The following is a 24,720-nucleotide window of genomic DNA, read 5'->3' as shown; positions in this document are numbered from 1 at the left end:
CCTCAGCGCGCCCGCGCCGGGGGAAGCGCCAGCAGGTCGGCGTGACCGACGATGGCGCGAAGCGTGCCACGCCGCGCCTGGGCCGTGCGTGCCGTGGCCCAGCCCTGGATCGCGCGCCGCGCGCGCGGTGCCCGTGCCAGCGCGGCGGAGGCGTGCCCCGAGGCGAGTTGCGTCAGCATGCGTGTCTCGGACGCGCCGATCCGCCAGGGGGAGGGCGCGGTGCGCACGACGAAGCCCTCCGTGCGGAAGGCCGCGGCCATGGCGCGGGTGGCACCTGCCCCGAGGGCGCGGCCCGCAAAGCCCTTGTCGCGACCCTGGTCGCGCTCGAAGCCGCGCGCCACGGTCCCGTCCGCCGGATGCGGCGGCAGGAAGCGTGCGCTGCCCACCACGTTCAGGGCGGAATAGAAGGGGAGGCGCAATGCCCCGGCCATGCGCGCCACCCAGGGGCGTGAAACGAGGTCGCACAGCGCGGTGCAGGCCACGGCATCCGCACGGTCCAGCGGAAGGCCATCGGGCGCGTCGGCCAGGTCGCGCACCAGCCCATCCACGCGCCATGCGCCGGAGGGGGTATGCACCAGGAGCGTGCGCTTGTTGGGCGCGGAAACCTCGAAGCCGACCGACACGGCGCGGTCGGCGATGGTGTCGAAGGCGAATTCGATCAGCGTCACGTCCGCGTCCACGAGCGTCCATGCCTGCGGGCGGTTCAGGATGGGGGCGAGCCAGCGGAAAAGGCTGCCCGTGCCGGCGCCGAGGTCGAGCAGGCGCGGCCGGGCGGGCAGCGCCCTGGAAAGGGCAAGCGCGAGGGCGATGCTGCGTGCCCGCGCATCGGCGGGCTCGCGCAGTTCCAGCCAGTCGGCGTCGAAGCTCTCGGTCATGCCCCGGCACTCCCCTCGGGCCGGCTTTGCGAAGCCAGCGCCGCCTCGATCTCGCGCGCGAAGGCACCGGCGCGATCCGCCCAGCGCGGCAGCTGCTGCCCTGCACGCCAGGCGGCATCCGACATGGCCTGCCGCAGCCCCCGGTCATAGATCGGGCGGCGCATGGCGCGGGACAGGCTGTTGTGGTCGCCGGGCGCGCAGATCACGGCGGCATCGCGCGGCGCGAGGTCGGCGAGCGCCCCACCCTCGGTGACCGCGAGCGGCAGGCCGCGCGCCAGGGCCTCCGCGACGGCCATGCCGTAGCCCTCCCACCAGCTCGCGGAGGCGAAGAGATCGGAGCGTGCATAAAGCGCCTCCAGCGCCTCGCCCTGCAGCTCGCCGGCAAAGGTGATGCGCGAGGCGATGCCGAGTTCGGCGGCGAGGTCGCCCAGGGCGCGGGCATGCGCCGCGTCCCGCTCGCTGCCCACGATGGTGAGCGTCCATTCGAGGTCGGTCAGGCGGCCGAGGGCGCGCAGCAGCACGTCGTAGCCCTTGCGCGGCACGATGGTGGCGACCGACAGGATGGAGCAGCCCGGACCGCCTGAGCCGACGGCGCGCGGGGCGGATTCGGTTCCCGGCTCCACCGTTCCCAAGCGCGCGGGCTCCGCGCCGAAGTCGGCCGGCAGGCGCGAGGCGGTGAGGCGCGAGGTCGTCACCAGCCGTGCCAGGCGCGGGAACAGGGCGCGCTCGCGCTGGCGCAGCGCCTCGCGGCCGGCCTCGGGAAAGCCGTGCTCCAGCGCCGTCGGGTGATGGATCAGTCCGACCGCGCGGGCGGTCCAGGGCTGGTCGAGGAAGGGGGCAAAGGCCGGCAGGCCCAGTCCGTCCACCACCAGCGCCTCCTCGGCCGCCAAGCGCCCCAGCACCGCACCGGCCGCAGCCTCGGCATCGGTGTCGGGCAGCGGGTGGCGGCCCGGCATCTCCTCCACGCGAACCGCGTGGCCGAGGTCGCGAAGGCCAGCGAGGATGCGGCGGTCGTAACTGTAGCCGCCGCTGATGGCCGAGAGCGGTGCCGGCACCGCGAAGGCGATCCTCACGCCGAGGCGGTCCGGGGCACCTCGGCCTCATAGGCAGCCCAGGCGAGCGGGCTCTCGCGCAGCAGCACCTTCACCGCCAGAACGTCCCGCCCGCCCGTGCCGAGCTTGCCCTCACGCAGCGCCGCGCAGAGCAGGCCGTGCACATGGAAGCACAGGAACTCGGTGGTGGTGTTCTGCCCGGCAAAGGCGGGCAGGGTGTCCAGGTTGTCGTAGTCGAAGGTGTCCAGGATGCGGCGAAGCTCCACGCGGGCGGCGGCGATGTCGACCAGCAGGTTCGCGCCGTCCAGCCGGGGGGCACGGAACTCGGCCTCCACCACGAAGGTCGCGCCGTGGACACGCTGGGCCGGGCCGAAGCCCTCGCCGCGAAAGGAATGCGCGACCATGACGTGGTCGGCGACGGTCAGGCTGTACATGCGTGTCTCATTCATAGGTGACGACGGGGCAGAGCGGCGCGGCCTGCCCTTCGGGCGGATCGCCGAGAAGGCCGGGCATCGCGCGCGGCAGGTCGCGGAAGGCGACCATGGGGCCGCAGAGCGCATCCAGCGCGGGATCGGACAGAAGGGAGAGTGCCAGCGCCATGCGCTCCGCATGGGTGCGGCGCCCGCGCATCGGGCCCGCGACATGCCCGACCTGGGTGGAGCGGATGGAGACGCGGTTGGCGTGGAAGCCGCCGCCGAGCGGCAGGGTGCATTCCGCTTGCCCGAACCAGGAGGCTTCCAGGATGCGCGCCTCGAAGCCCGCGCAGCGCAGCGCGGTGCGCAGGCCCTCGGGGTTGCCGCTGGCATGCACGATCAGGTCGCGCCCGCCCGGCGCCTCCGCCGGGGCAACGAGGCGGAGCCCGAGCGCCCTGGCGACGCCCGCGCGCAGCGGATCCGGATCGGCGATGGCGATGGCGAGATCAATCGCCGGAAAGCGCGAAAGCAACCAGGCGGACAGCAGCCCGACCACGCCCGCCCCGATCACCAGGGCGCGCTCGCCGGCCAAAGGCTGCGCGTCCCAAGCGATGTTGAGCGCCGTTTCCATGTTGGCCGCCAGCACCGCGCGCCAGTCCGGCACGCGGTCCGGCACGATGGCGCAAAGGGAAACCGGGGCAACGAAGCGGTCCTGGTGCGGGTGGAGGCAGAAGACGCGCTGCCCCAGCCAGTCCGGCGGGCCCTGCTCAACGGTGCCGACGGCGGCGTAGCCGTATTTCACGGGAAAGGGGAAGTCGCCGGATTGCAGGGGCGCGCGCATCCGCCCCCATTCCCCCTCGGGCACCGCGCCCTGGAACACCAGGCGCTCCGTGCCGCGGCTGATCCCGCTGGCCAGCGTGCGCACCAGCACCTCGTCCGCGCGCGGCGCCCGAAGCGTTTCGCCGTGGATGGCGCCCTGGCCCGGCTCGGTGGTCCAGAAGGCCGTGGCGGTCAGCGCGTCGCTCATGCGCCCTCGCAGACGCGCGGACGCGTGCGGGCGAGAGGAATGTCGAGCAGGATGTCGCCGCCCTCCAGGGAATGGAGCGTCCAGGTGAAGCGCAGCCCGTCCGTGATGCGCGTCGCCTCCGGCAGGGTGAAGGCGGCGCGGCCGGATCCGAGGATCACGGGCGCGACGGTGACGTGAAGACGGTCCAGCAGCCCCGCCGCCAGGAAGTGCGACACGGTGACGCCGCCGCCCTCGACGAAGATGCGCGACAGCCCGCGCGCGTGCAGGGCGCCCAGCAGCGCCGCCAGGTTCAGGCCCTGTCCGAGGCGCGGCAGGCGCATCACCTCGGCGTCCCCATGCGACGGGCCGCCCGGCACGTCCTCGCGGCAGGCGAGAAGGGTGGGCGCGGCACCGTCGCGGAAAACCTTGCGCCCGGCCGGCAAGCGGCGCGCGGGGTCGAGCACCACGCGCAAGGGGCTCGCGCCGGGCACCTCGCGGGTCGTGAGGCGCGGATCGTCGTGCTCCACCGTGCCCGCGCCGACCACCACCGCGTCGCACAGCGCGCGCAGGCGGTGGGTGTGCAGGATGTCGCCGCGCCCGCCGATCCACTGGCTGGAACCGCCCAGCGTGGCGATGCGCCCGTCCAGCGTCTGCGCCAGCCGTCCGATGACCAGGCAGCCATCCGCCGCCGCGCCGCGGGCGAGCACGGGGTCGAAGAGGCGCGACAGCGGGCCGTAGGCGGTGCCGGTCGGTGCCGCGCGCCGCGCGAGGAGTTCGGCCCAGGTCTCGTCCGTCGTGCGGCTTTCGGCGGCAAGCGCTGCGGTCATGAAACGGAGCTATGCCCCAGCGCGCCCGTCCGCGCCAGGGCGCGTGTCACGCGGGGCGAAGGATGCCCGTTCACGCCCGGGCGCTGACCGCCAGCGCGGGCGCCTGCCGGGCCATCGCGCGCTCGCCGACGCCGCCATACGTGGTGGGGCGGCTGGCCGGGATGGCGGCGCCGGCGATGGTCTCGATGACGCGGGACTGCAGCCCGATCGCGCGCTCCAGCAACCGCCGGTTTTCCTCCGACAGGTCACGCAGGCGCGTGGCCAGCTTCTCGGCGGCACCGCGCAACTCGCCTTGCGCGCTGCCACCGGTCTTCATGGCGGTGCCGAAGGCGGCGGAGAAGCAGTCCGAGGCCTGCAGCTTGGCCGTCGCCAGCCTCGACGCGCTCGAAAGGTCCAGGCGCGCCAGCGCCTCGTTCTCCTCGCGCAGTGCCTCGGCCAGGCGGAGGCCGGCGTTCAGCAGGGCCTCGATCATCGGCGCATGGCTGGTGGCGAAGGGCTTTGCAGGGGTCTGGCTCATGGGCGTGTTCCTTGTGGAGGGAGGTGCTGGCTCGTGGTGGGACGGGCAGGGAAGGAGGGGGCGGCGCCCTGCTGCGCGGCCTGCGCGCGCAGCAGTTCGGAATAAACGGCCGGGGCGATGCCGATGCCGCCGCGGCCGGCCCAGGCGCGGGCGTGCTGCTCCACCAGCATGGGCCGCCATTGCTGCTCCGCCGTGCCGCCGGAAAGCAGCCCCTTGGGAGCCTCTCCGAAGACGGGCTTGAGCAGGGCGCCGAGCGCCTGCGCCTCGAATCGGCGCGCCACCTGGGCGAGGGCCGCGTTGCCGCCGGCGGGCGCAAGGTCCATCACCGCACCTCCAGTTCGGCCTGGAGTGCGCCGGCGGCCTTGATGGTCTGCAGGATGGTGATCATGTCGCGCGGCCCGACGCCCAACGAGTTGAGCCCGCGCACGAGGTCCTCCAGCGTGACGGATCGCGGGAGGATGCCGAGCCGCCGCTCGCGCTGGTCGTCCACGTCGATGGCCGTGCGCGGAACCACCACCGTCTCCCCGCCGGAGCGCGGCGAGGGCTGGCTGACCTGGGGCGTTTCGGTCACGCGGATGGTCAGGTTGCCCTGGGCGATCGCCACGGTGGAGACGCGCACGTTGGCGCCCATCACGATGGTGCCCGAGGCTTCCTCGATGATCACGCGAGCGGCCTGATCGGGCTCCACGCGAAGCTGCTCGATATCGGTCAGCAGGCGCGCGATGTCGCGCCCGCCGGTCAGCAGCACCACCGTGCGCGGGTCCGTGGCGGTGGCGCTGCCGGTGCCGGCGGCGCGGTTGATGGCGGCGGCCATGCGCTGGGCCGTGGTCAGGTCGGGGTTGCGGAGCGAAAGGCGGATGCGGTCGCGGCCGGCCAGCTCGAAGGGAACCTCGCGCTCGACCACCGCGCCGCTGCTGATGCGCGCCGAGGTCGGCACGCCCCGCTGCACGGATGCGCCGGCCCCGCGCGCGGCGATGGCGCCCGTCGCCACCGCCCCCTGCGCCACCGCATAAACCTCTCCGTCGGCACCGAGCAGCGGCGTGACCAGCAGGGTGCCGCCCGTGAGATTGGTGGCGTCGCCGAGGGAGGAGACGGCGATGTCCAGCCGGCTGCCCGGGCGCGCGAAGGCGGGAAGGTTCGCCGTCACCATCACCGCGGCCACGTTGCGCGTGTCCAGCCGCGCTTCCTGGTCACGCGTGTTCACGCCGAGGCGTTCCAGCATGCCCACCAGGGACTGGCGGGTGAAGATCGCTGTTCTGAGCCGGTCACCCGTGCCGGGCAGGCCGACAACCAGGCCGTAGCCGACGATCTGGTTGTCGCGCACGCCTTCGATGTCCGCGATGTCCTTGATGCGCACCTGCGCGAAGGCCGGCGCCGTCGGCCCGGCAGCGAGGAGGAGAGCCGCGACCAGGGCAAGGGTTACCCTGCCCCCCATCCTTCTCACCCGCGCCGCGCCGGGCATGCCCTTCGGGGTTCGGAAACCGGTCCCGTGCAATGTGACCTCCAGCCAGGCGCCTTTCCTGGCGCGAAGCGGCCGGCGCAACGGTTGTGCCAGCACCTTGGCGGTGAAAGGCGGCAGGGCTTGCCGGGAGGCGGCTCTTCCGGGCCGGGCGACCGGCAGGATTGATCAAGGCAGGAGAGTGCGGTGGCAGGGATGTCTGGTTCGGGAATGGCGGGGATCGGATTGTCCGGAACCGGCGCGGCCGCGCGGTCGATGGCAGGCGGGCGCCCGGCCCGGGCCGGAGCCTTCCGCCTGCCTGGACACGCAGCGGAGGCCACGGCGGCGGAACTGGCCCGGTCCGTTTCTCCGCTCGGGCTCATGGCCCTTCAGGAAGCGGAGGACGCCGCCTCGCGCAACCGGCGCGGCGCCGCCCGTGCGCGCGACCTCCTTCGGGAACTGTCCGCGCTCCAGGCCGGACTGCTCGGAGGCGGCAGCGACTCGGCCGGGCTCCAGCGAATCGCGTCGCTGGCGGAGGGGGAGGCGCCCCCTGACCCGGCACTGGCAGATACCCTGGCCGGGATCGCCCTCAGGGCGAGAGTCGAGCTGGCCAAGCGGGGCATGTGACACATCCCCGGCCGCCATCCGCCGCTTGCGTCCGATCCGTCAGTGGCACTTCCGTTGCATGTGATGTTTCATGGTTATGAAAGCCTATCGGTTTCAGGCCAATACCGAGGCTGGCCCCTTGTTCTGCGCGGCGCGCGGTCGCTATACGCGGCTACCTGACCGACCGGTCGACCGGACGCCTCAGACCCAGGCCATCAGGATGCCAGCCATGCTCATCACCCTGCCGCCGGATTATAAGCCCTCGGACGACGAGGCCTTCATGAACCCCCGGCAGCTGGCCTATTTCCGCCAGAAGCTGCTCCGCTGGCGGCAGGATCTTCTGCGCGAGGCCGGTGAGACCCTGTCCTCCATGGGCCAGGGGGGCATCGTGGAGGCCGACCTGACCGACCGAGCCAGCGTCGAGACCGACCGCGCGCTGGAGCTTCGCACCCGCGACCGCGCCCGCAAGCTGGTCAGCAAGATCGACCAGGCGCTGGAGCGCGTGGACAACGGCACTTACGGCTACTGCGAGGAAACGGGCGAGCCGATCGGCCTGCGCCGCCTGGAGGCCCGCCCGATCGCCACGCTTTCGATCGAGGCGCAGGAGCGCCACGAGCGCATGGAGCGCGTGCACCGCGACGACTGAGCCGCGGGCCCGCCGCCGCCCAGGCTGGCTCAGGTCCGGAGTAACCCCCCTTTGGCCTCGATCCCCTCGCTGCCGGGAAAGGCCGCGGCGACCGCCGCCGGGGACAGGCCGAGATGGTCCCGCAACAGCCCCTTCGCGACGGCACGCAGGTCCAGCGTGGGCGCGAGGTCCCGGTTCTCGTAGAGGCGCCCTTCGCCGAGCCCGGGCCAGTCCGCCAGCACCATTCCGCCGGCCACCGCACCGCCCAGCAGGAAGGCGGCACTGCCCGTGCCGTGGTCTGTCCCCAGGTTCCCGTTGATCCCGGCGGTCCGGCCGAACTCCGTCATGACCAGCACCGCCGTCCGGCTCCAGGCCGGCCCCAACCGTTCGCGCAGTGCGTCCAGTCCTTCGTCGAGCTGGCCGAGCATGCCGCGCAGCCGGTTGGCCTGCCCGGCATGCGTGTCCCATCCCCCGATCTCGAGCGCTGCCACCCGCGGCCCGCCTGGCGCGGCCAGGAACCGGCCGGCGGCGGCCGCCAGTTCCACGAAGCCGCTCCGCTGCTCGGGCGGGGGAAGGATCCCGGCGGTGAAGCCGCGCGCGCGCAGTCCCTCCGCGATGGCCGGGCCTGTCATCGGGTCCGCGTGGTTGATGTCCAGCAGCCGCGCGTAAAGCTCGTCCGAGGGGCGCTCCGGGCGGGAAGGGGCGTACATCCCCACCGGTTCGGCCCCGCGCATGATCAGCGGCAGATCCGTGCCGATCGCGAAGGCAGGGCGGGTGGTGCCGCTCCCATGGCCCGGCAGCCCCGCCAGGGCGCGGTTCAGCCAGCCCGAGGCCAGCCGCTCCTCCGCGCCGGTCTCCATCATGTCCTGGGCCACGAAATGGCTGCGCGAGCGTGTCGGGCCGCAGACCGCCTGCAGCGGCATCGCCTCACCCGCGCGGAACATCGTGTGGAGCCGGGTGAGGCTGGGATGCAGCCCGAAGAAGCCCCCGAGGTCCAGCAATCCCCCATCCTGCCCGGGATCGGGCAGGGCGAGCGGGCCCCGCAGCCCGGACAGGGCCGGGTCGCCATAGGGCTGCACCGCCGAAAGCCCGTCCAGCGCTCCGCGCAGCAGAACCACCACAAGCCGCGAATCGCCGGACGGACCGGCCCCGAGCGCCAGGCGCGAACGGCCCAGCACGGCGCCGGCGGCCAGGCCGAGCAGCAGGCCGCGGCGGCCGAGGAAAGGAAGATGGCGCGTCATCGACGCTGGAACTCCGGGCTTCCGAGCAGGAGGGTGAGGGCATCGCGGTTCGAGCCGGCCCGCAGCACGGCCTCGCGCGTTTGGTCGGAGGCCAGGGGTCCGAGGGCGACCTCCAGCGCCTCGCGCGCCGGGTTGCGGGAGAAACGGCCGGTGAAGGCGTGAAGCCGGTCCAAGCGGAGGAGCATGCCCTCCGGGTGGATCCAGGCGGCGCCGACGTCGGGCCAGCCATTCGGCGCGCCGGGGGACCAGATGGGGTGCCCCAGCGCCGCGCCGCCGTTCACGGCCAACTCCGCACGGTCCGCCCCCGCGCCCATGGCGCGAAGGGCCGCGACAAACAGTTCCGTGGGATTCCGCAGCTTCGACAGGGGCGGGGACCAGGCCTCCGGCAGGGCCACCAGCTCGCGGGAGACCGCGCCAAGGTCGCCGCGCGTGTCGCGCAGCACGCCGGCCAGCCGGTTTACCACGGCCGGGGGCGGCTCGTCGGCCACGAAGTGCCGGGCAAGCTTGAACGCCAGGTGCCGGTGGGTGGCGGGATGAACGGCCAGCCAGTCCAGCGCCGCCTCCACCGAGGCCTCGCCGGGCGGAAAGACCTGGCCCATCACGGTCTTGTCCCCGGGCTGGTGGGCGCTGAGCCGAAAGACGCCGCCGGGATTCCTTGGGTCGCGGTCCACCTGCAGGCCGGTGAGCAGCCTGGCGAACTCGGTCACGTCGGCCTGGGTGTATCCCGCGGCCGGGGAGAGGGTGTGCAGTTCCAGCACCTCCCGCGCCAGGTTCTCGTTCAGCCCGCGCCCGCTGCGGCGTCCGGCGGGGCTGTCCGGCCCAACGGAGGAGCCCTGGTTCAGATAGGCCAGCATGGCCGGATGATGGATCGCGGCCTTCAGCAGCGCGGCGAAGGGGCCGGTGACATGCGGGCGAATGGCGTGGCGGATGTAGTCGCCCAAAAAGGGCGCGGTGTTGCCGTCGCGCCCGCTGACGGCGAAATGGTTCGCCCAGAAGGCGACCAGCCGCTCGCGGAAGGGCGTCGGCGTTTCCACCAGCCGCCCGACATAGGCGCGCTGCTCCAGCGCGAAGAGCGTCCTGCCGCGGTTGCCCTGCCCACCCGGCAAGGGTGAGCGCTGGTCCAGCTGCCGCAGGGCCATGGCATCGGCCAGGGTTGGTTCCTGTTCCCAGCCCTGCGGCGGCGTCGCCGGGTCGGGTGGCGCGACCAGCTGGGCCAGCAGCCAACCCCCGGGATCCCCGGGCGGAGGCGAATCGGGGCGTGGGCCCAGGCCGAAGCGCAGGGCGGCCACAGCGGCGGAAGGATCCATCGCGAAACAGCTAGCACCGCCGAATGCCTCTCGTTCAAGTGAGGATACGAGGCGAAAGGTGGCGCCGGGAGCGGCCACCCGCGCACCGGACCCACGGCGTCAGGCCGGCTGATTCCGCGCATGGCGGGCGGGAATGCTTGCAAAATGCCTCCTGGGAGAGCATGTGTCCGCCCGCAGCAAGGTCGCGGCAGCGGCGCCCTGCGGCATCAGGCAGACCGGATGGGACACGGGCGGAGCGACTTGGTCGCGAAGGCCCGCGCAGCCGCATCCGGGAAGCTGGGCCAACCCGGCGGAAAGGGCGGTTCATCCCGACCGGTCGCACGGGGCGACGCAGCTGCAGCACCCAGGCGCGCGCGGAGGACCCGCAGCGCGCCGCACGATCGCGCGGCCTGGCCGTGCACGCTTCGCGCGGCATTGCCGCGCAACCACGGCGCGGCTCCGGCCGCACAACCAAGGCGCGGCCCCGGCCGCGACATCACTGCGCGGCCTGGCCGCGACTGACGGAGGCCCCAGTGGCGCGCACCCCCCTAGACCGTATCCGCAACATCGGCATCACCGCGCATATCGACGCCGGCAAGACGACGACCACCGAGCGGATCCTCTACTACACCGGCAAGAACCACCGCATCGGCGAGGTCCACGAGGGCAACACCACGACGGACTACATGGAGCAGGAGCGTGAGCGTGGCATCACGATCACCTCCGCCGCCGTGACCGCCGAGTGGAAGGACCACCGGATCAACGTCATCGACACCCCCGGCCACATCGACTTCAACATCGAGGTGAACCGCAGTCTTCGCGTGCTCGACGGCGCCGTCTTCATCATCGAGGGCGTGGCCGGCGTTCAGCCCCAGTCCGAGACCAACTGGCGCCTGGCCGACCGCTACAACGTTCCGCGCATCATCTTCATCAACAAGCTCGACCGCACCGGCGCCGACTTCTACCGCGCGGCCGCCACGCTGACCGAGAAGCTGGGCATCAACTGGGTCACCCTCCAGCTGCCGATCGGCATCGAGGACACGCTGAAGGGCGTGGTGGACCTGGTCGAGATGAAGGCGCTGATCTGGGAAGGCGACGAGCTGGGCGCCAAGTACCACGACGCCCCGATCCCCGACGACCTGAAGGAGAAGGCGGCCGAGTACCGCCAGATCCTGCTCGACACCGCGCTGAGCGTCGACGACGCTGGCATGGAAGAATACTTCGAGAAGGGCGACGTTTCCGTGGAGACGCTGAAGCGCGCCATCAAGCGTGGCACGATCGACGGCACCTTCCGCCCGGTCTTCTGCGGTTCCGCCTTCAAGAACAAGGGTGTGCAGCCTCTTCTTGACGCGGTGATCGACTACCTGCCGGCGCCGACGGACATCGCGGGCATCAAGGTCGCCTATGACGAGGGCATGGACGAGGTCACGCAGCCCGACCGCCGCATCATCCCGGCCAACGTGGAAGCGCCCTTCTCCGGGCTCGCCTTCAAGATCGTCAACGACAAGTACGGCAACCTGACCTTCGTGCGCGTCTACTCGGGCGTGCTGAAGTCCGGCGACACCGTGATGAACACGACGAAGGGGAACAAGGAGCGCATCGGCCGCATGTTCCAGATGCACGCCGACAAGCGCGAGGAGATCAAGGAGGTCACGGCCGGCGACATCGCCGCTTTCGTGGGCCTGAAGGACACCGGCACGGGCGACACCCTGGCGGACTCCTCCGACCCCGTCGTGCTCGAGCGCATGGCCTTCCCTGTCCCCGTGATCGACATCTCCGTCGAGCCGAAGACCAAGGAGGGCGTCGAGAAGATGACGCTCGGCCTGCAGAAGCTGGCCGGGGAGGACCCCTCGCTGCGCCTCCGCACCGACCAGGAGACCGGCCAGACCATCCTGTCCGGCATGGGCGAGCTGCACCTCGAGATCATCATCGATCGCCTGCGGCGCGAATATGGCGTGGACGCCAACATCGGTGCCCCGCAGGTCGCCTATCGCGAGACGATCACCAAGCCGCACATTGAGACCTACACCCACAAGAAGCAGTCGGGCGGCTCGGGCCAGTACGCCGAGGTGAAGATCGCCTTCGAGCCGAAGGAGCGCACGACGGGCATCGAGTTCGTCAACGCCACCACGGGCGGCTCGGTGCCGAAGGAATACATCCCGGCGGTCGAGAAGGGCATCAAGGTCCAGGCCGACACGGGCGTGCTCGCCGGCTTCCCGACCGTGGACTTCAAGTTCTCCCTGGTGGACGGCAAGTACCACGACGTCGACTCCTCGGCGCTCGCCTTCGAGATCGCCGCCAAGGCCTGCTTCCGTGAGGGCATGAAGAAGGCCAGCCCGGTGATCCTGGAGCCGATCATGGACGTGGAGGTCACCACCCCCTCCGACCATGTCGGCGACGTCGTCGGCGACCTGAACCGCCGTCGCGGCGTCATCCAGTCGCAGGACATGGCGTCCACCTCGGTGATCATCCGGGCGCATGTGCCGCTGAAGGAGATGTTCGGCTACATCTCCAACCTTCGCGGCATGACGAAGGGGCGTGCCTCCTTCTCCATGCAGTTCCACCACTACGATCCGGTCCCCCGGAACGTGGCGGAGGAGATCATGAAGGCTTCGGCCTGACCGGAAACCGGCCGCGCCCCGCGCGCGGCCGATCCAGCGGGGAAGGGGGCGGCACCGGCATGGTGCCGCCCCTTTTCGCTTGCGGGGCCGGGCTGTCCGGGTGGGCAGCCCTTACCGCCGGAGGTGGTGCAGCCCCGTCGCATCCAGCACCACCACCCCGTCCGCCACCCGCGTCGCGACGTAGCGCAGCCGTGCGGAACCGCGATCCCGCCGGGCGCGGGAGGGCTTCACCTCCACCACCTCCATCGTCACCATGACCTCCTCCCCGGGGTGCAGCGCGGCGGGCCAGCGCACGTCCATGGCCGAGCCCGCCAGGCTGATGTCCCGCAGCAGGGGGCTGGCCATCAGCAGGCCGAAACAGGCCGAAAGCGTGTGCAGCCCGGCCGCCACCACGGTTCCGAAAATGGAAGACCGGGCCGCCTCCTCGTCGAGGTGGAAGGGCTGGGGATCGAAGCGGCCGGCGAAATCCCGGATCTCCTCCAGGGAGAGGGAAAGCCGCCCCAACTCGTAGCGGTCGCCCGGGTGCAGGTCGTCCAGGGAGCGGAGGCGGGGCAGCGTCATGCTCCCTCCTACCCTTGGTGGGTCGCCTCTTGAAGCCGGGTGGGGGAGGGGCGACATCACGGCCATGCTCCAGGAAGATCGCCGCCCGCCGGTTCTCGACATGACGCCCGAAGGCGCCTTCCGGGATGCGCCGCGCGAGGCTGCGCGGGCATCCTGGCTCGATCGCGCCTTGCTGCGGCTGGGCGGGGTGGCCGTCCTCGCGACGGTGATCGCGGGCGGCCTAGTGCTCGCGGCCTCCGCCGCGCTGATCCTGGGCCTGCTGATCCCCGTGGTGCTTGTCATGGCCGCGGTGGGCTTCGGCTCGCTGTGGTGGCGGATGCGGCGAGCCCGGCGGACCGGCGCCGCGATCTTCGTCGTGTCCCGCCGCTGACCCTTCCGCCTCCTTGTCCGGGGCCTTCAACCCGGATCCGGAGCGTCTCTACGAGGTAGGGCGCGACGGCCTTCCCTATACGCTGGACCCCGAGCCGGCCGGCGCCACGGAGGCGTTGGAGCAGCATGCGCGGCGCTGGTGGGTGGGCGCCATCCTGATGAACGCGGCCACGATGGGCCTGGCGGCCGGGGCGGCGCTCCTCGGCACGCGGGTGATCGCGGCTTGGTTCGGCATCCTCCCCATCCTGACGGCGCCGCTTCTGCTGGTCGCGCCTGCCCTGCGGCGCCGGGGATCGCGAAGGCTCCGCCGCGTTCACCGCAGCCGCCCGCGCGACTTCCCGCCGCCTCAGATCTGAACCGGTTGCGCTGGCTGGCACGCCATGGAAGCCTCCCGCCGGAGGCCGAATGGCCCTTACAGGAGGAAGCCGCCATGAAGCGCCGCCATTTCGCGGAGGGAGCGGTCGTCGCCGCCCTGGCCCAGGCCGTCGCAGTCCCTGCACACGCACAAACCCGCCCGGGTGGGGCGGGATGGGTCACGAGTTGGGCCGCCTCGGTGCACGGTCCCTATCCCGTCGGCAACCCGTCCGCCCAGCCCGAGCAGCGCTTCCTCTTTCCGAGCCCGCCCGATGGCGCGCGCGACCAGACCCTGCGCCTGGTGCTGCGTCCCTCGGTCTGGGGCAGGCGTGCGCGGCTCCGCTTCTCCAATGCTTTCGGAACCGCGCCACTGGTGCTGGACGGCGTCCATGCCGGGCTCCAGCTCGGCAGTGCCACGCTGGTTGCCGGCACCAACCGCCCCGTCTCCTTCGCCGGCACGGGCTCGGTCACCATCCCTCCCGGCGGCCAGGCCTGGTCCGATCCGGTGGAACTGCCTTTCGCCGCCGAGCCCGCCTCCCCTCTGCTCGCGGGGCGCAAGCTCGCCGTCTCCTTCCACGTCGCCGGGACGAGCGGACCCATGACCTGGCACGCGAAGGCGCTCCAGACCTCCTACGGCACCGCCCCCGGCGCGGGCGCCAGGGGCGCCGAGGAGGGTGAGGACGCCTTTCCCTTCTCCACGGCGTCCTGGTTCTTCCTGGACGCGCTGGACATGGAGGCGCCGGCGGGGACGCCGGTGGTCCTGTGCCTCGGCGACTCCATCACGGACGGCACCGCCTCCACCATGAACGGCGACGACCGCTGGCCCGATGTTCTGGCGCGGCGGCTGAACGCGGCGGTCCCGAACCGCGTGGCGGTGGTGAACGCGGGCATCGGGGGAAACCAGGTCGTCGGCCCTGCCGAGTACGGCCCCGGGAAGCCCTTCCCCGGCGGCCCCTCGGCCCTGGCCCGGCTGGAGCGGGACGTGATCTCCCTGTCCGGCGTCACCACCGTGGTCTGGCTGGAGGGCACCAACGACTTCAGCCGGAACGGCAATGCGAGCCTGGAGGCCGTGCGCGACGGCATGGTGGAAGGCGTGAAGCGCATCCGCGCGGGCGTCCCGGGCGTGCGGGTGGTGGGCGCCACCGTGACCTCCGCGCTGGGCAGCAGCAGCGCCGCCCATGGTCACCAGGGCCAGGACGAGAACCGCAAGGCGCTGAACACCTTTATCCGGGATGGCGGGCTGTTCGATGCCGTGGTGGACTTCGACCGGGCCACGCTGGATCCGGGAAGCGGCGGGTTGCGGCCGGAGATGATCCCGGAATCCACCACCGGCGGCCCGGGCGACAAGCTGCACCCGAACCGCGCCGGTTACCTGGCGATGGGATCGTCGATCGACCCCGCCGCCGTGCTGCCCGTCCGGCGCTGAGCGAAGGCGGCGCGTCAGGCCGCCCTGGCGCCGCCCAGCCCGGCCCGGCGGTCGAAGCGCGCGACGCGGGAAAGGAGGTAGTCCACCTCCGCCCGCGCCGTCGCGGTCAGCCCGGCGCCCGGGCGGCGCTGCGCCTCGCTGGCCAGGATGCCGCGACGCTTGAGCACATACTTGCGCACGGCCAAGCCCACTCCCTGCTGCTGCTCGTAGCGGATCAGCGGCAGGTGGGCGTCGAACAGGTCATGGGCGGCGTCGCGCTCGCCGGCCTGCTGCATCCGCACCACGTCCACCAGCATGTCCGGGAAGGCGTAGCCGGTCATGGCGCCATCCGCCCCGCGCTCGCACTCGAAGTCGAGGAACAGGCCGCCATTGCCGCAGAGGATGGAGATCGGCTTCATCGAGCCGTCCTTCTGGAAGCCGCGCAGCGCGCTGATCTTCTCCAGCCCTGGCCAGTCCTCATGCTTGAGCATCACGCAGGACGGGTTGCCCTGCACGATCCGCCGGATCACCCCGGGCGTCATGAGCACGCTGAAGGAGAGCGGGTAGTCCTGGATCACGAAAGGCACGTCCGTGCCGATCGCCTCGGCGGCCTGCGCGTAATAGGTGACGATCTGGTCGTCGGTCCGCAGGGTGTTGGGGGGCGCGATCATCACGCCCGCCGCGCCCGCGTCCATCACGGCCGCCGTCAGGGACTTCATCGCCGCGAAGCCGGGCGCCGAAACCCCGACGATGATGGGGATGCCGGCCCGCTTGATCATGCGGGATGCGATGGAGACGCTCTCCGCCATGTCGAGCTTCGGGGCCTCGCCCATCTGGCCTAGAACGGTGATGCCGGTCGCGCCGCTTTCGACGAAGAAGTCGGTCAGCCCGTCGTTTGAGGCCTCGTCCACGCGGCCGTCGTCGTGAAAGGCGGTGGGCGCGATGACATAGACGCCGCGCGCGGTGCTCAGGTCGCTCATGGAAGTCAGCCCTCCTTCTTCCAGGCCTCGTAGCGGGCCTTGTTCTCGGCATTGGGCGGGTAAAGGCCCGGCAGGGACGCGCCCTTCTCCACCTCGCCCATGATCCAGGTCTCCTGGCGCTCCTGCTCGACCGCGGCCTCCACCACGGCCTCCAGAATGGCCTGCGGGATCAGCACGGCGCCGTCCTGGTCCACCACCACCACATCATCGGGGAAAACGGCGACCCCGCCGCAGCCAATGGGCTGCTGCCAGGCGACAAAGGTCAGCCCGGCGACGGATGGGGGCGCCGCCGCACCGTTGCACCAGACCGGCAGGCCGGTGCCCAGCACCCCCTGGATATCGCGCACCACGCCGTCGGTGATCAGCGCGGCCACGCCCCTCTTTCCCATGCGGGCGCAAAGGATGTCGCCGAAGATCCCGGCATCCTGCACGCCCATGGAATCGACGACGGCGATGCAGCCCTCCGGCATCGCCTCGATGGCGGCGCGGGTGGAGATGGGGGAAGACCAGCTTTCCGGCGTCGCCAGATCCTCCCGCGCCGGAACGAAGCGCAGGGTGAAGGCGCGGCCGACCAGGCGGGGCTGGCCCTCGCGGATCGGCTTTGTGCCGCGCATCCACACGTTGCGCAGGCCCTTCTTGAGCAGCACGGTCGTCAGCGTGGCGGTGGAGACGCCTTCGAGCGCCGTCCTGATCTTCGGGTCGAGGTCCAAGGTGTCATTCCTCCGGCAAGGGCCGCCGGCGGGCTTCGCGCGCCCGGCGGGGCGCGTCAAGCGCGCAGGCCAGGACGGCGCCGGAACGTTGCACCGCGTCAAATTCATTTGCCGACAGCGCCGGTCGTCCTATGTAGCGGCGGCATGATCCGTTCATTCTGCATCGGCGGCCTCCAGGTCGCGGCATTGCTCGCCGGCTTGGCGGTGCAGCCCGTCCAGGCGGATGCCGGGGGGCGGCGTTTCTTTTCCGTCGCGCCCGGGCCCCGGATCGTCACGCAGGAACTGCCGGCGCTGAATGATTCGGCCGCGATCCGGCGCTGGCTCTGCCCCAACGGCGGCACGCCGATGCGCGGCCGTCCCGGCCGGTGCGATGGACGGGGCATCGCCCGCGGAGGCGGCGCGGGCCGCGGCGATCCGGAGGTCGCGGGCTGGTATGCCGACCTGCCACCCGCTTCCCGCCGTCAGGTGGCCTGCCCCGCCGGCACGGTGCCCACCGAGGCGCGGGCCAATCCCGGCACCGTCCGCTGCCTGCCGGGCCCGGGCTGAAGGAGGCCGCCGCGCCGGGCGCGACGCCACCGGCGCGCGCGTTCCCTCCCGTGCTCGGCGCGACTACTCCCTGACTCCGCGCGGCCGGGGCAGTTGCGTCTGGCGGCGGAAGACCTGCCGCGCCGCCCACCAGACCCCGGCCAAGGCGAACAGGGCTAGCCCGCCGACGAGAACCCAGACCGCCGGGCGGATCTCGAACTCCAGGTCGAAGTTCGCCGCGAAGATCATGTCGGCCGGCAGCTTGGTCGCCAGGGCGTACCAGGCGTATTCCAGGCCGGCGGCCCCGGCAGCCGCGAGCACCGAGATGGGCGCGAGCGGCAGCGGATTGGCCCGCCAGCGTGCGGGCACAAAGCGCCACAGCATCAGCCACAGGAAGAGACCGGTCATCAGCACCGGCTCCGACACGTTGATCTTGGACTGCATGAAGAAGTGCAGGATGCCGAGCGCGGTGAGCGGATAGGCCAGCTTGTGCAGCGGCTTCCACTCGCGCCCGAGGCGCCGCAGCGACCCGTCGGTCGAGGTCCAGCCGAGAATCGCGAGTCCGATCAGGGCGGTGAACCCGGTCGAGAGATAGGGCCGCTTCACGATCTCTAGTAGCACATGCCAGAGGCGGAGGTGCTCGTTGCCCACGTACAGGGCGAGGTGGACCAAGCCATAGCCCAGCGCCGCGAGCCCCAGCATGCGCCGGACCTGCAGGACCTTGGGCTGGTCGAAGACCCAGCGCGCCGGGGTGGCCGCGAGGCTGATCAGAAGGAAGCGCACGCACCAGTCGCCCGTGTCGTGCGTCGCCCGTGTCAGCGGCTCCGGGCCAAGGTTCCGCGTGGCCCAGTCCCAGCCGAGCAGCGCCAGCGGGACGAAGCAGCCCAGCAGCACCGCCGCCTTGAACCACGAGAAGCGTCCGCCGCGGTCGAGCCAGGGCCAGGGCCCCGGTGCCGGCGCGGGCGGCCCCTCGCCCCGCGGGCGGCGGGGGCGGGTGGCGGAGGGAAGGGCCGCGTCGCTCACGTCGGTGCTCCTGCGTAATCCCTGAAGGATGATGGCCTCATGCGGGCCCCGTCACATCGGGGGAACCACGCCATCCTTCGCCACGGTCACGCGCGCGGCGGTGAAGGTGCCGTCGGTGGCCGGGGTGGCGGAAAGGAAGACCTGGGCGCCCGGTTTCAGATCATCCATCGTTCCGGGGATCAGCGTCACCACCGGCACGTCGGGCGGCACCATGACCCGCACCTGCTGGCCACGGGCCGTCAGGGTGAGGCTGCGCCCGTCATTGGCCTGCACGGCGGAGTCGACGGTGGCATTGGTCATGGAGGAGGTGGGGGTGAGGTCCCAGGCGAAATGGCCCTCGCCCGTGCCGCGCATCGCCTCCGGGAAGACCAGCACCTCGAGCGCGCGCCAGACGCCGTCCGGGCCGGGCTCCGCGGCGGTGCCGATGAAGGAGCCCGGCGCGATGTCGGCCAGGGCAAGCTTGCGCATGCCGGACACGCCCACGTTCTCGGCCAGCCGCACCGTGACCTTCTGCCCTTCCCGCGTGGTCACGACCATGTCACGGCCGGACACGCCATCGATGGTACCGCGGATGCGCCGCTGGGCACCCTGGGCATAGGTGGGCAGCGACCCCGCGAAGGCGAGGGCGCTCGCGGCAAGAAGCAGGTGTCGGCGGGTCATGGGTACACTCCTATCCGGCCCGCGACGCGGCGCCGTCCGATGCATGAACGCGTTACGCTCGCATAATGCTCGCCGGCTTCGCCCGGAGGAGTGCGGGTGTTCCGGGCACCGCCCCAGCGCTCACGCGGTTGTGTCCGCGTGCCGTGCGAACGGACAGGCGGCCGCGGCGCGCCGAGCCGTTCCGGAACCGCGCCGCCCGCGAGCCGGCTGCGGCGATCGTGCGGATCGGAGGTGCCGCTGGGCCGCCGGAGTTTCCACCGCTGCGGAGATCGGGTGGAATGGCGGATCGTCCAGCTTCCGCCATCCCCGGGGCGGACAGGGGCGAACGGGGCAGGCCACCGGTCCGGCGTTCAGTCGACGCGGATACCCGCGGCCTCCGCCACGCCGCGCCAGCGGGCGAGGTCGGCGCGAAGGAAGGCGTCGCCCTCAGCGGCCGGACGAGGCGTCGGGGTGGCGCCCTCGCTTTCCAGGTAGGCCGCGAGGCGGCCGCCCGAGAGGGCCTCGTTGGCGGCGGCGTTCAGGCGGTCCCGGATGGCGGACGGCGTGCCGCGGCGGGCCAGCAGGCCCCACCAGATCCCCGCCTCGAAGTCGGGGAGGCCGCTCTCACGCGGGGTGGGCGCGCGCGGGCCGGTGGCGGGGCGGTTCTCCGAGGTCCAGCCCAGCACCTTCACGCGCCCGCCGTCGATGATGCCGCGCGCGGAAGGCAAGGTGGTGAACAGCAGCTGGATGGTCCCGGCCGCGAGATCCGTGGTGGCCGGGCCCATGCCGCGATAGGGCACGTGCTGCAGCGAAAGCCCGCCGCCCTTCTGCGCGAACAGTTCCGCCGAAAGCTGGTTGATGCTGCCGGGCCCGGCCGAGCCGTAATCGACCTTGCCCGGATTGGCGCGCAGATGCGCCAGAAGCTCCGTCAGGTTGTTCGGGGGAAAGGAAGGCGCGGCCAGCACCACCAGCGGCGCGACGGCCAGCATGGCCACAGCCTCGAAATCGGCCGCCGCGTCATAGGGGGTGCGCTGCACGGCGGCGCTCGTCGAGAAGGTGGATGAGGTGACCATCAGCGTCAGCCCGTCCGCGGGCGCGCGGGCCACCTCGGCGGAACCGATGGTGCTGCCGGCGCCCGGGCGGTTCTCCACCACGAAAGGCTGGCCGAAGCGGGACTGGAGGTGCTCGGCCAGCGGGCGGGCCACGGCGTCGTTGCTGCCTCCGGGCGGAAACGGCACGACGATGCGCACGGGCCTGGATGGCCAGGCGGCCTGTGGCGGGGTTTGCGCCCGCGCGATCGCCGGGGCCGCGAGGGCCGAGACCACGAGGGCACGGCGGGTGATCCGCATGGACAGCATGCTCCCGTTCACTCCTTTTCGCCGGAAAGGCCCAGGCGGCGCGCGAGTTCGAGCACCATTTCCGCCCCCGCCACGAAAGGTCCATCCACCATGGCGCCATCCACCATGAAGGCGCCGGTTCCCTCTGCCAGCCGCTGCCGGGCGACCTCCACCACGCGGCGGGCCCTGGCGATCTCGGCGGCGGAAGGCTGGAACGCCGCGTTTGCAAGCGCGATCTGCGTCGGATGGATGCAGCTCTTTCCGGCGAAGCCGAGGCGGCGCGCGGCCTCGGCCTCGGCGCGATAGGCCTCCGGCTGGTCCACCCGGGCGAAGGCGCCGTCATAGGCGGCGACTCCCGCCTCGGCGGCGGCGAGGCGGACGGCCATGCGTACGTGGGCGAGCATCGCGGGCTCCGCCCGGTCGATGCCGGCGGGCTCCAGAAGGTCGGCGTAGCCGATTTGCAGGCCGGTGACGCGCGGATGGGCGGCGGCGATGCCATGCGCCAGGCGGAGGGCGCGGGGCGTCTCGATGTTGCAGAGGATGCCGATGGGCGCGGTGACGCCGTTGCGCCGCTCGGCCTCGTCCAGCGCCCCGGCGGCGCGCACGACATCCTCCGGATCGCGGATCATGGGCAGGTTGATCATGCGCGTGGCGGGCAGGGCCACCGCCGCCAGGTCCTCGGCGAATTCGGGCGTCTCCAGCCCGTTCACGCGGACCACGACGACCTTGCCCTCCGATGCCTGGGGGCCGCGGCGGAGAAAAGCGGCCAGTGCCGCCCGCGCCGCCTCCTTGCGGTTCGGCGCGACGGCGTCCTCAAGGTCGAAGGACAAGGCATCGGCGGCAGAGGCCGCGGCCTTGGCGAAAAGCTCCTCGCGCGACGCTGGCACGAAAAGCTTGCTCCGCATCGGCGGAATGGGGGGGCGTTCCATCGCGCCGGAGGCTAATGGCCGCCGCACCCGCATGGAACCGCCGCGCCGATCACGAAAAAGGACGCGCCAGGGGCATCCTCAGCCCGCCCAATGCCGGCGCCTCTGCTGCGCGGCCCTGCGGCCACACGCCCGTCGCGCGGACCTCCCTCGCTCCGGAAGGCATGCGGCACAGCAACCACCCCGCGCTCAGTCCTCCTTGCGCGGGATGATGGAGATGCTGCCGCTCACCTCCAGCACCGCGAGGTGAATATCCTCCAGCCGCGACAGCCCGTATCCCTCCCGTGCGCTCTGGAGAACTTCTCCCACGCCGATGCGGGCCTCGCGCATCCGGTCCTCCAGCGGCGCCCCGTCCACCACCAGGATGGTCGGCAGCCCCTCGAGCGCGCGGCCGGTCCGGCGGTTGTTCACCTTGAGCCAGCGGACCGTCACGTCGAGCAGCAACAGGGTGGCGATCACCAGCAGGCCGTTCGTCATGGAGACGTCCTCGCCCAGCAGCGCCTGCTGCGTCGCCTCGCCCACCACGAGCAGGAGCACGAAGTCGAAGGTGGTGATGTGGCTCATGCTGCGCCGCCCGGTGATGCGGAACATCACGAACAGCGCGACATAGATCGCCAGCGCGCGGAGGACGCTTTCCATCGGGCGCTACGGCAGCACGAAGAGGCGGAGCGGGACGGAGGACCCGTCGAGCGCGATCTCGCCGCGCAGGATGCCCGGCCGGTCGGACCGGAGCTTCAGCACGATCTCCGCCCGTCCCCCATCCTCCGGCGGCTCGAAGCGGAGCCAGTGGCGCCGGGGCCCGCGGGACTCGGATGTCGGAACCGGCGTCACCGATCGCGCCTCCGCGCCTTCCGCCAGCCCATCCGCCAGCAGCAGGACGATCGGGCCCTCGCGCGGGGCCAGGGTGCGGACCCGCAGGACGCTGTCGCGGCCGACGCGCTCGATCCGCTCCCACTGCACCTCGATCGCGCCGTCCGCGCTGCGCGAGGTGGCCACCGCCAGGACGCCGTTGCCGAAGGCTCCGGCAAGCCCCAGCTGGACCAGCACGGCCATGCCCGCCCAGCCCAGCCGCTGGGCGCGCCACACCCGGCGCTGAAAGCCGAGGTCCTCCCCGACGGCGCGGGAGGCTTCCTGCAGTGCGGGGTGGGTCATCCCGGGGCAACGCCGGCTGGTTTGCGCCGTTGCCTGCGGCCTTCACGGGCCTGTCCCTCCATGCGAAAGCCTGGGGCATGCGCATCCACATCCAGAACCCGCCCGACGATCCGCATTTCGAGATCACGGAGGCCCAGTGGCGGGCCGCCCTGTCCCGCAGCCCCGGCCTGCCGGAAATGGACGTCTCCTTCGCGCGCGACGACGCCGGCTTCGCGGCCGCGATCGGGGAGGCCGAGGTGCTGCTGACCTGGACCCGCCAGCTCCGCGCACGCTTCCCCAAGGGCGCGCTGCCCGGCATCGCGCCGCGCCTGCGGGTGATCGCGACCACGTCCGCCGGCCTCGACCCGGCCGCGCCCTTCGACTGGCTGCCGGATTCCATCGCGCTGCTGAACAACCGCGGTACCCATGCCGACAAGGCCGGGGAGTTCGGGATCATGGCGCTGCTGATGCTGCACACCCACATGCCCGCCTTCGCGGACCAGCAACGGCGCGGCGAGTGGACGCCGCACTTCGCCTCCACGATCGAGGGGCGGCGCGTGGTGATCGTCGGGGTCGGATCGCTGGGTGGCGGCATCGCGCGGCGGGCGCGGCAGTTCGGCATGCATGTGATCGGCGTGCGCCACGGACGGGACCCGCATCCGGACTGCGACGAAACCCACCCCAACGAGGCGCTGGACCAGATCCTGCCCGGCGCCGAGTTCCTGGTGCTCACCTGCCCGCTGACGGAGCGCACCCGCAACCTTCTGTCCCGCGAGCGGATCGCGCGCCTTCCCCCCGGCGCGCGGCTGGTCAACATGGCGCGCGGCCCCGTCTGGGACCAGGAGGCGGTGCTGGACGCCCTCGAGTCAGGCCATCTCGGGGGAGCGGTGACGGATGTGACCGTGCCGGAGCCGCCGCCCGCCGAGCACCGGATCTGGCACACCCCGGGCATGGTGGTGACGCCGCATGTCTCCTCGGACGACCGCGCGCGCTACAACGACCGGACGCTGGACATCCTGATGGAGAACCTCCGCGCCTTGCGGGACAACCGCCCGCTGCCCAACCGCGTGGACCCTGCCAAGGGCTACTGAGGCCTGTCAGGACGTCGGCGAGGGCGGCGTCCGCTCGCAGTCTCGCCGGGGCGGCGGCAAGGGGCTGGATTGCGGCCCCACGGGCGGCTGGCTCGTGGCAGGCGGGCCGCCCGGCACCGGCGCGGGCGGGACGGCCTGAGCCAGCACCTGGGCGCTCGGACCGGCCGCCAAAATGAGCGAAGCGGCCAGCAGGGCCTTGCTCGGGCGGGGCAGGGGGCACTTTGGCATGGGCCTCTCCGGATCTGGCGCGCGAAGACTGCCGCAGGGCCATGGCGGAGCGCCAGGATTTCCGTGCGCGGCAAACCCGGCGGTGCGGCCGGGCGTTCCGATCCTCATGCGAGTCCATGCCATCGAATGCGGTTCCATGCGGCCCTTTGGCGGCGGCCTCTGGGATGGCGCCACCCGGGGGATCGGCCCGGCGCACCTGTCCTGCCGTTGCCTGGTGGTGGAGACCGGAGCGGGCCCGGTGCTGGTGGACACCGGCTTCGGCCTGGACGACGCCGCCCGCCCGGTGCCGCGCCTGAGTCGCGCCTTCTACGCCGCCGACCGCCCGCACCTTGAGGCGGACGAGACCGCCGTGACCCGGCTGCGCCGCATGGGGATCAACCCCGGTGATGTCCGGCACATCGTCATGACCCACCTGGACTTCGACCACGCGGGCGGGTTGACGGACTTTCCCATGGCCACCGTGCACGTCGATGCCCGTGAGGCCGCCGCCTCACGCCGGCGCGGCAACCCCAAGGAGCGCGCGCGCTACCGACCGGCACAGCTTGCCCATCCCATGCGCGAATACGCCGGACCCGGCGAGCCCTGGTTCGGCCTTCCCACGCTGCGCGGGCTTGAGGGGCTCCCGCCCTCCATCTTCCTGGTGCGGCTGCCCGGCCATACGGAGGGACATTGCGGGGTGGCCATAGACACCGGCGACGGCTGGGTGCTGCATGCCGGCGACGCCGTGTTCATGCATTCGGAGCTCCGCGAGCCGCCGGCCATGCCGCCGCTCGCCGCGGCCTATGCGAACTTCATGCAGGTGGACCGCGGCGCACGCCTGGAAAGCCGGCAGCGGCTGATCGACCTCGCCCGCGAGCACGGCGACGAGGTGACCATCCTCTGCACCCACGACCCCGTCCTGCCCGAAGGGGCGGGACGGCGCGTTTCAGCCTAG

28 protein-coding genes are annotated in these 24,720 nt (G+C 72.2%); 9 read left to right on the top strand and 19 right to left on the bottom strand.

Features of this window, described 5'->3' with window-relative positions; genetic code table 11:
- Window positions 1-2 precede the first annotated feature (2 nt).
- From ACFFIC_RS00305 to ACFFIC_RS00270, 8 genes are all read right to left on the bottom strand, one after another.
- A complete protein-coding gene (locus ACFFIC_RS00305; RefSeq protein WP_377048001.1) occupies window positions 3-875 on the bottom strand; it encodes a class I SAM-dependent methyltransferase in 873 nt (290 codons plus the stop codon).
- Window positions 872-1,948, bottom strand: coding sequence for a glycosyltransferase family 4 protein (locus ACFFIC_RS00300; RefSeq protein WP_377048000.1), 1,077 nt, complete (start codon window positions 1,946-1,948; stop codon window positions 872-874). Before ACFFIC_RS00300 ends, ACFFIC_RS00305 begins: the two co-directional genes overlap by 4 nt.
- Window positions 1,945-2,361: a 6-pyruvoyl trahydropterin synthase family protein gene (locus tag ACFFIC_RS00295; protein WP_377047998.1), complete on the bottom strand. Its 417-nt coding sequence runs from the start codon at window positions 2,359-2,361 to the stop codon at window positions 1,945-1,947. Before ACFFIC_RS00295 ends, ACFFIC_RS00300 begins: the two co-directional genes overlap by 4 nt.
- Before the next feature lie 7 nt (window positions 2,362-2,368).
- Window positions 2,369-3,367, bottom strand: a complete 999-nt coding sequence (locus ACFFIC_RS00290) for a zinc-dependent alcohol dehydrogenase (RefSeq protein WP_377047997.1) — start codon at window positions 3,365-3,367, stop codon at window positions 2,369-2,371.
- Entirely contained in the window at window positions 3,364-4,173 is an 810-nt protein-coding gene (locus ACFFIC_RS00285) for a RibD family protein (RefSeq protein WP_377047996.1), read from the bottom strand. Before ACFFIC_RS00285 ends, ACFFIC_RS00290 begins: the two co-directional genes overlap by 4 nt.
- 70 nt (window positions 4,174-4,243) lie before the next feature.
- Window positions 4,244-4,690 (bottom strand): hypothetical protein, encoded by a 447-nt coding sequence (locus ACFFIC_RS00280; RefSeq protein WP_377047995.1) that lies wholly within the window; start codon window positions 4,688-4,690, stop codon window positions 4,244-4,246.
- The gene (locus ACFFIC_RS00275) at window positions 4,687-5,013 is read right to left on the bottom strand and encodes a rod-binding protein (protein ID WP_377047994.1); all 327 of its coding nucleotides are present in this window, start codon (window positions 5,011-5,013) and stop codon (window positions 4,687-4,689) included. The genes ACFFIC_RS00280 and ACFFIC_RS00275 overlap by 4 nt, the downstream gene beginning before the upstream one ends.
- Entirely contained in the window at window positions 5,013-6,125 is a 1,113-nt protein-coding gene (locus tag ACFFIC_RS00270) for a flagellar basal body P-ring protein FlgI (RefSeq protein WP_377047993.1), read from the bottom strand. Before ACFFIC_RS00270 ends, ACFFIC_RS00275 begins: the two co-directional genes overlap by 1 nt.
- Window positions 6,126-6,359: 234 nt before the next feature.
- Here ACFFIC_RS00270 and ACFFIC_RS00265 point away from each other — a divergent pair, with 234 nt between their 5' ends.
- A complete protein-coding gene (locus ACFFIC_RS00265; protein ID WP_377047991.1) occupies window positions 6,360-6,755 on the top strand; it encodes a flagellar assembly protein FliX in 396 nt (131 codons plus the stop codon).
- 208 nt (window positions 6,756-6,963) lie between these two features.
- Entirely contained in the window at window positions 6,964-7,380 is a 417-nt protein-coding gene (dksA, locus tag ACFFIC_RS00260) for an RNA polymerase-binding protein DksA (RefSeq protein WP_377047990.1), read from the top strand.
- A gap of 29 nt (window positions 7,381-7,409) precedes the next feature.
- Here the strand turns inward: dksA and ACFFIC_RS00255 are convergent, their stop codons facing one another.
- Window positions 7,410-8,600, bottom strand: coding sequence for a DUF1501 domain-containing protein (locus ACFFIC_RS00255; RefSeq protein ID WP_377047989.1), 1,191 nt, complete (start codon window positions 8,598-8,600; stop codon window positions 7,410-7,412).
- Complete coding sequence (locus tag ACFFIC_RS00250) at window positions 8,597-9,907, bottom strand: DUF1800 domain-containing protein (protein ID WP_377047988.1); 1,311 nt, start codon at window positions 9,905-9,907, stop codon at window positions 8,597-8,599. The genes ACFFIC_RS00255 and ACFFIC_RS00250 overlap by 4 nt, the downstream gene beginning before the upstream one ends.
- 512 nt (window positions 9,908-10,419) lie before the next feature.
- On the opposite strand from ACFFIC_RS00250, the gene fusA reads away from it, so the two are divergent.
- A complete protein-coding gene (fusA, locus tag ACFFIC_RS00245) occupies window positions 10,420-12,507 on the top strand; it encodes an elongation factor G (RefSeq protein ID WP_377047987.1) in 2,088 nt (695 codons plus the stop codon).
- A gap of 111 nt (window positions 12,508-12,618) precedes the next feature.
- Here fusA and ACFFIC_RS00240 read toward each other — a convergent pair whose 3' ends face one another.
- Window positions 12,619-13,068 (bottom strand): MaoC/PaaZ C-terminal domain-containing protein, encoded by a 450-nt coding sequence (locus ACFFIC_RS00240; protein ID WP_377047986.1) that lies wholly within the window; start codon window positions 13,066-13,068, stop codon window positions 12,619-12,621.
- Window positions 13,069-13,132: 64 nt separating this feature from the next.
- Between ACFFIC_RS00240 and ACFFIC_RS00235 the strand changes: the two genes are divergently transcribed.
- The 3 genes from ACFFIC_RS00235 (at window position 13,133) to ACFFIC_RS00225 (ending at window position 15,217) form a co-directional block, all read left to right on the top strand.
- Window positions 13,133-13,438: a hypothetical protein gene (locus tag ACFFIC_RS00235; protein WP_377047985.1), complete on the top strand. Its 306-nt coding sequence runs from the start codon at window positions 13,133-13,135 to the stop codon at window positions 13,436-13,438.
- Between the two features lie 13 nt (window positions 13,439-13,451).
- Window positions 13,452-13,793, top strand: coding sequence for a hypothetical protein (locus tag ACFFIC_RS00230; protein ID WP_377047984.1), 342 nt, complete (start codon window positions 13,452-13,454; stop codon window positions 13,791-13,793).
- Between the two features lie 74 nt (window positions 13,794-13,867).
- On the top strand, window positions 13,868-15,217 hold the full coding sequence (locus tag ACFFIC_RS00225) for a GDSL-type esterase/lipase family protein (RefSeq protein ID WP_377047983.1): 1,350 nt from the start codon (window positions 13,868-13,870) through the stop codon (window positions 15,215-15,217).
- A gap of 14 nt (window positions 15,218-15,231) precedes the next feature.
- Here the strand turns inward: ACFFIC_RS00225 and ACFFIC_RS00220 are convergent, their stop codons facing one another.
- Together ACFFIC_RS00220 and ACFFIC_RS00215 are read right to left on the bottom strand one after the other, a co-directional pair.
- Window positions 15,232-16,176 (bottom strand): dihydrodipicolinate synthase family protein, encoded by a 945-nt coding sequence (locus tag ACFFIC_RS00220; RefSeq protein ID WP_377047982.1) that lies wholly within the window; start codon window positions 16,174-16,176, stop codon window positions 15,232-15,234.
- 5 nt (window positions 16,177-16,181) lie between these two features.
- Window positions 16,182-16,886: a ribonuclease activity regulator RraA gene (locus ACFFIC_RS00215; RefSeq protein ID WP_377047981.1), complete on the bottom strand. Its 705-nt coding sequence runs from the start codon at window positions 16,884-16,886 to the stop codon at window positions 16,182-16,184.
- Between the two features lie 144 nt (window positions 16,887-17,030).
- Between ACFFIC_RS00215 and ACFFIC_RS00210 the strand changes: the two genes are divergently transcribed.
- Window positions 17,031-17,432, top strand: coding sequence for a hypothetical protein (locus ACFFIC_RS00210; protein ID WP_377047980.1), 402 nt, complete (start codon window positions 17,031-17,033; stop codon window positions 17,430-17,432).
- 63 nt (window positions 17,433-17,495) lie between these two features.
- Here ACFFIC_RS00210 and ACFFIC_RS00205 read toward each other — a convergent pair whose 3' ends face one another.
- The 6 genes from ACFFIC_RS00205 to ACFFIC_RS00180 form a co-directional block, all read right to left on the bottom strand.
- Window positions 17,496-18,434, bottom strand: coding sequence for a protein-methionine-sulfoxide reductase heme-binding subunit MsrQ (locus ACFFIC_RS00205; RefSeq protein ID WP_377047979.1), 939 nt, complete (start codon window positions 18,432-18,434; stop codon window positions 17,496-17,498).
- Window positions 18,435-18,485: 51 nt separating this feature from the next.
- A complete protein-coding gene (locus ACFFIC_RS00200) occupies window positions 18,486-19,094 on the bottom strand; it encodes a hypothetical protein (protein WP_377047978.1) in 609 nt (202 codons plus the stop codon).
- A 350-nt stretch (window positions 19,095-19,444) separates the two neighbouring features.
- Window positions 19,445-20,431 carry a Bug family tripartite tricarboxylate transporter substrate binding protein gene (locus ACFFIC_RS00195; protein WP_377047977.1) on the bottom strand — a complete coding sequence of 329 codons (987 nt, stop codon included), beginning with the start codon at window positions 20,429-20,431 and terminating at the stop codon, window positions 19,445-19,447.
- An 8-nt stretch (window positions 20,432-20,439) separates the two neighbouring features.
- Window positions 20,440-21,315, bottom strand: coding sequence for an HpcH/HpaI aldolase/citrate lyase family protein (locus ACFFIC_RS00190; protein WP_377048269.1), 876 nt, complete (start codon window positions 21,313-21,315; stop codon window positions 20,440-20,442).
- 210 nt (window positions 21,316-21,525) lie between these two features.
- Window positions 21,526-21,975: a DUF421 domain-containing protein gene (locus ACFFIC_RS00185; RefSeq protein ID WP_377047976.1), complete on the bottom strand. Its 450-nt coding sequence runs from the start codon at window positions 21,973-21,975 to the stop codon at window positions 21,526-21,528.
- 6 nt (window positions 21,976-21,981) lie between these two features.
- Window positions 21,982-22,488: a hypothetical protein gene (locus tag ACFFIC_RS00180; protein ID WP_377047974.1), complete on the bottom strand. Its 507-nt coding sequence runs from the start codon at window positions 22,486-22,488 to the stop codon at window positions 21,982-21,984.
- A gap of 77 nt (window positions 22,489-22,565) precedes the next feature.
- Here ACFFIC_RS00180 and ACFFIC_RS00175 point away from each other — a divergent pair, with 77 nt between their 5' ends.
- Both ACFFIC_RS00175 and ACFFIC_RS00170 read left to right on the top strand, forming a co-directional pair.
- Complete coding sequence (locus ACFFIC_RS00175; protein WP_377047973.1) at window positions 22,566-23,558, top strand: D-2-hydroxyacid dehydrogenase; 993 nt, start codon at window positions 22,566-22,568, stop codon at window positions 23,556-23,558.
- 364 nt (window positions 23,559-23,922) lie between these two features.
- The gene (locus ACFFIC_RS00170; RefSeq protein ID WP_377047972.1) at window positions 23,923-24,720 is read left to right on the top strand and encodes an MBL fold metallo-hydrolase; all 798 of its coding nucleotides are present in this window, start codon (window positions 23,923-23,925) and stop codon (window positions 24,718-24,720) included.

The organism is Muricoccus vinaceus, assembly GCF_042433125.1.
In the GTDB taxonomy this organism is placed as follows: domain Bacteria; phylum Pseudomonadota; class Alphaproteobacteria; order Acetobacterales; family Acetobacteraceae; genus Roseomonas; species Roseomonas vinacea.
This window is presented reverse-complemented; position numbering and strand designations above follow the sequence as displayed.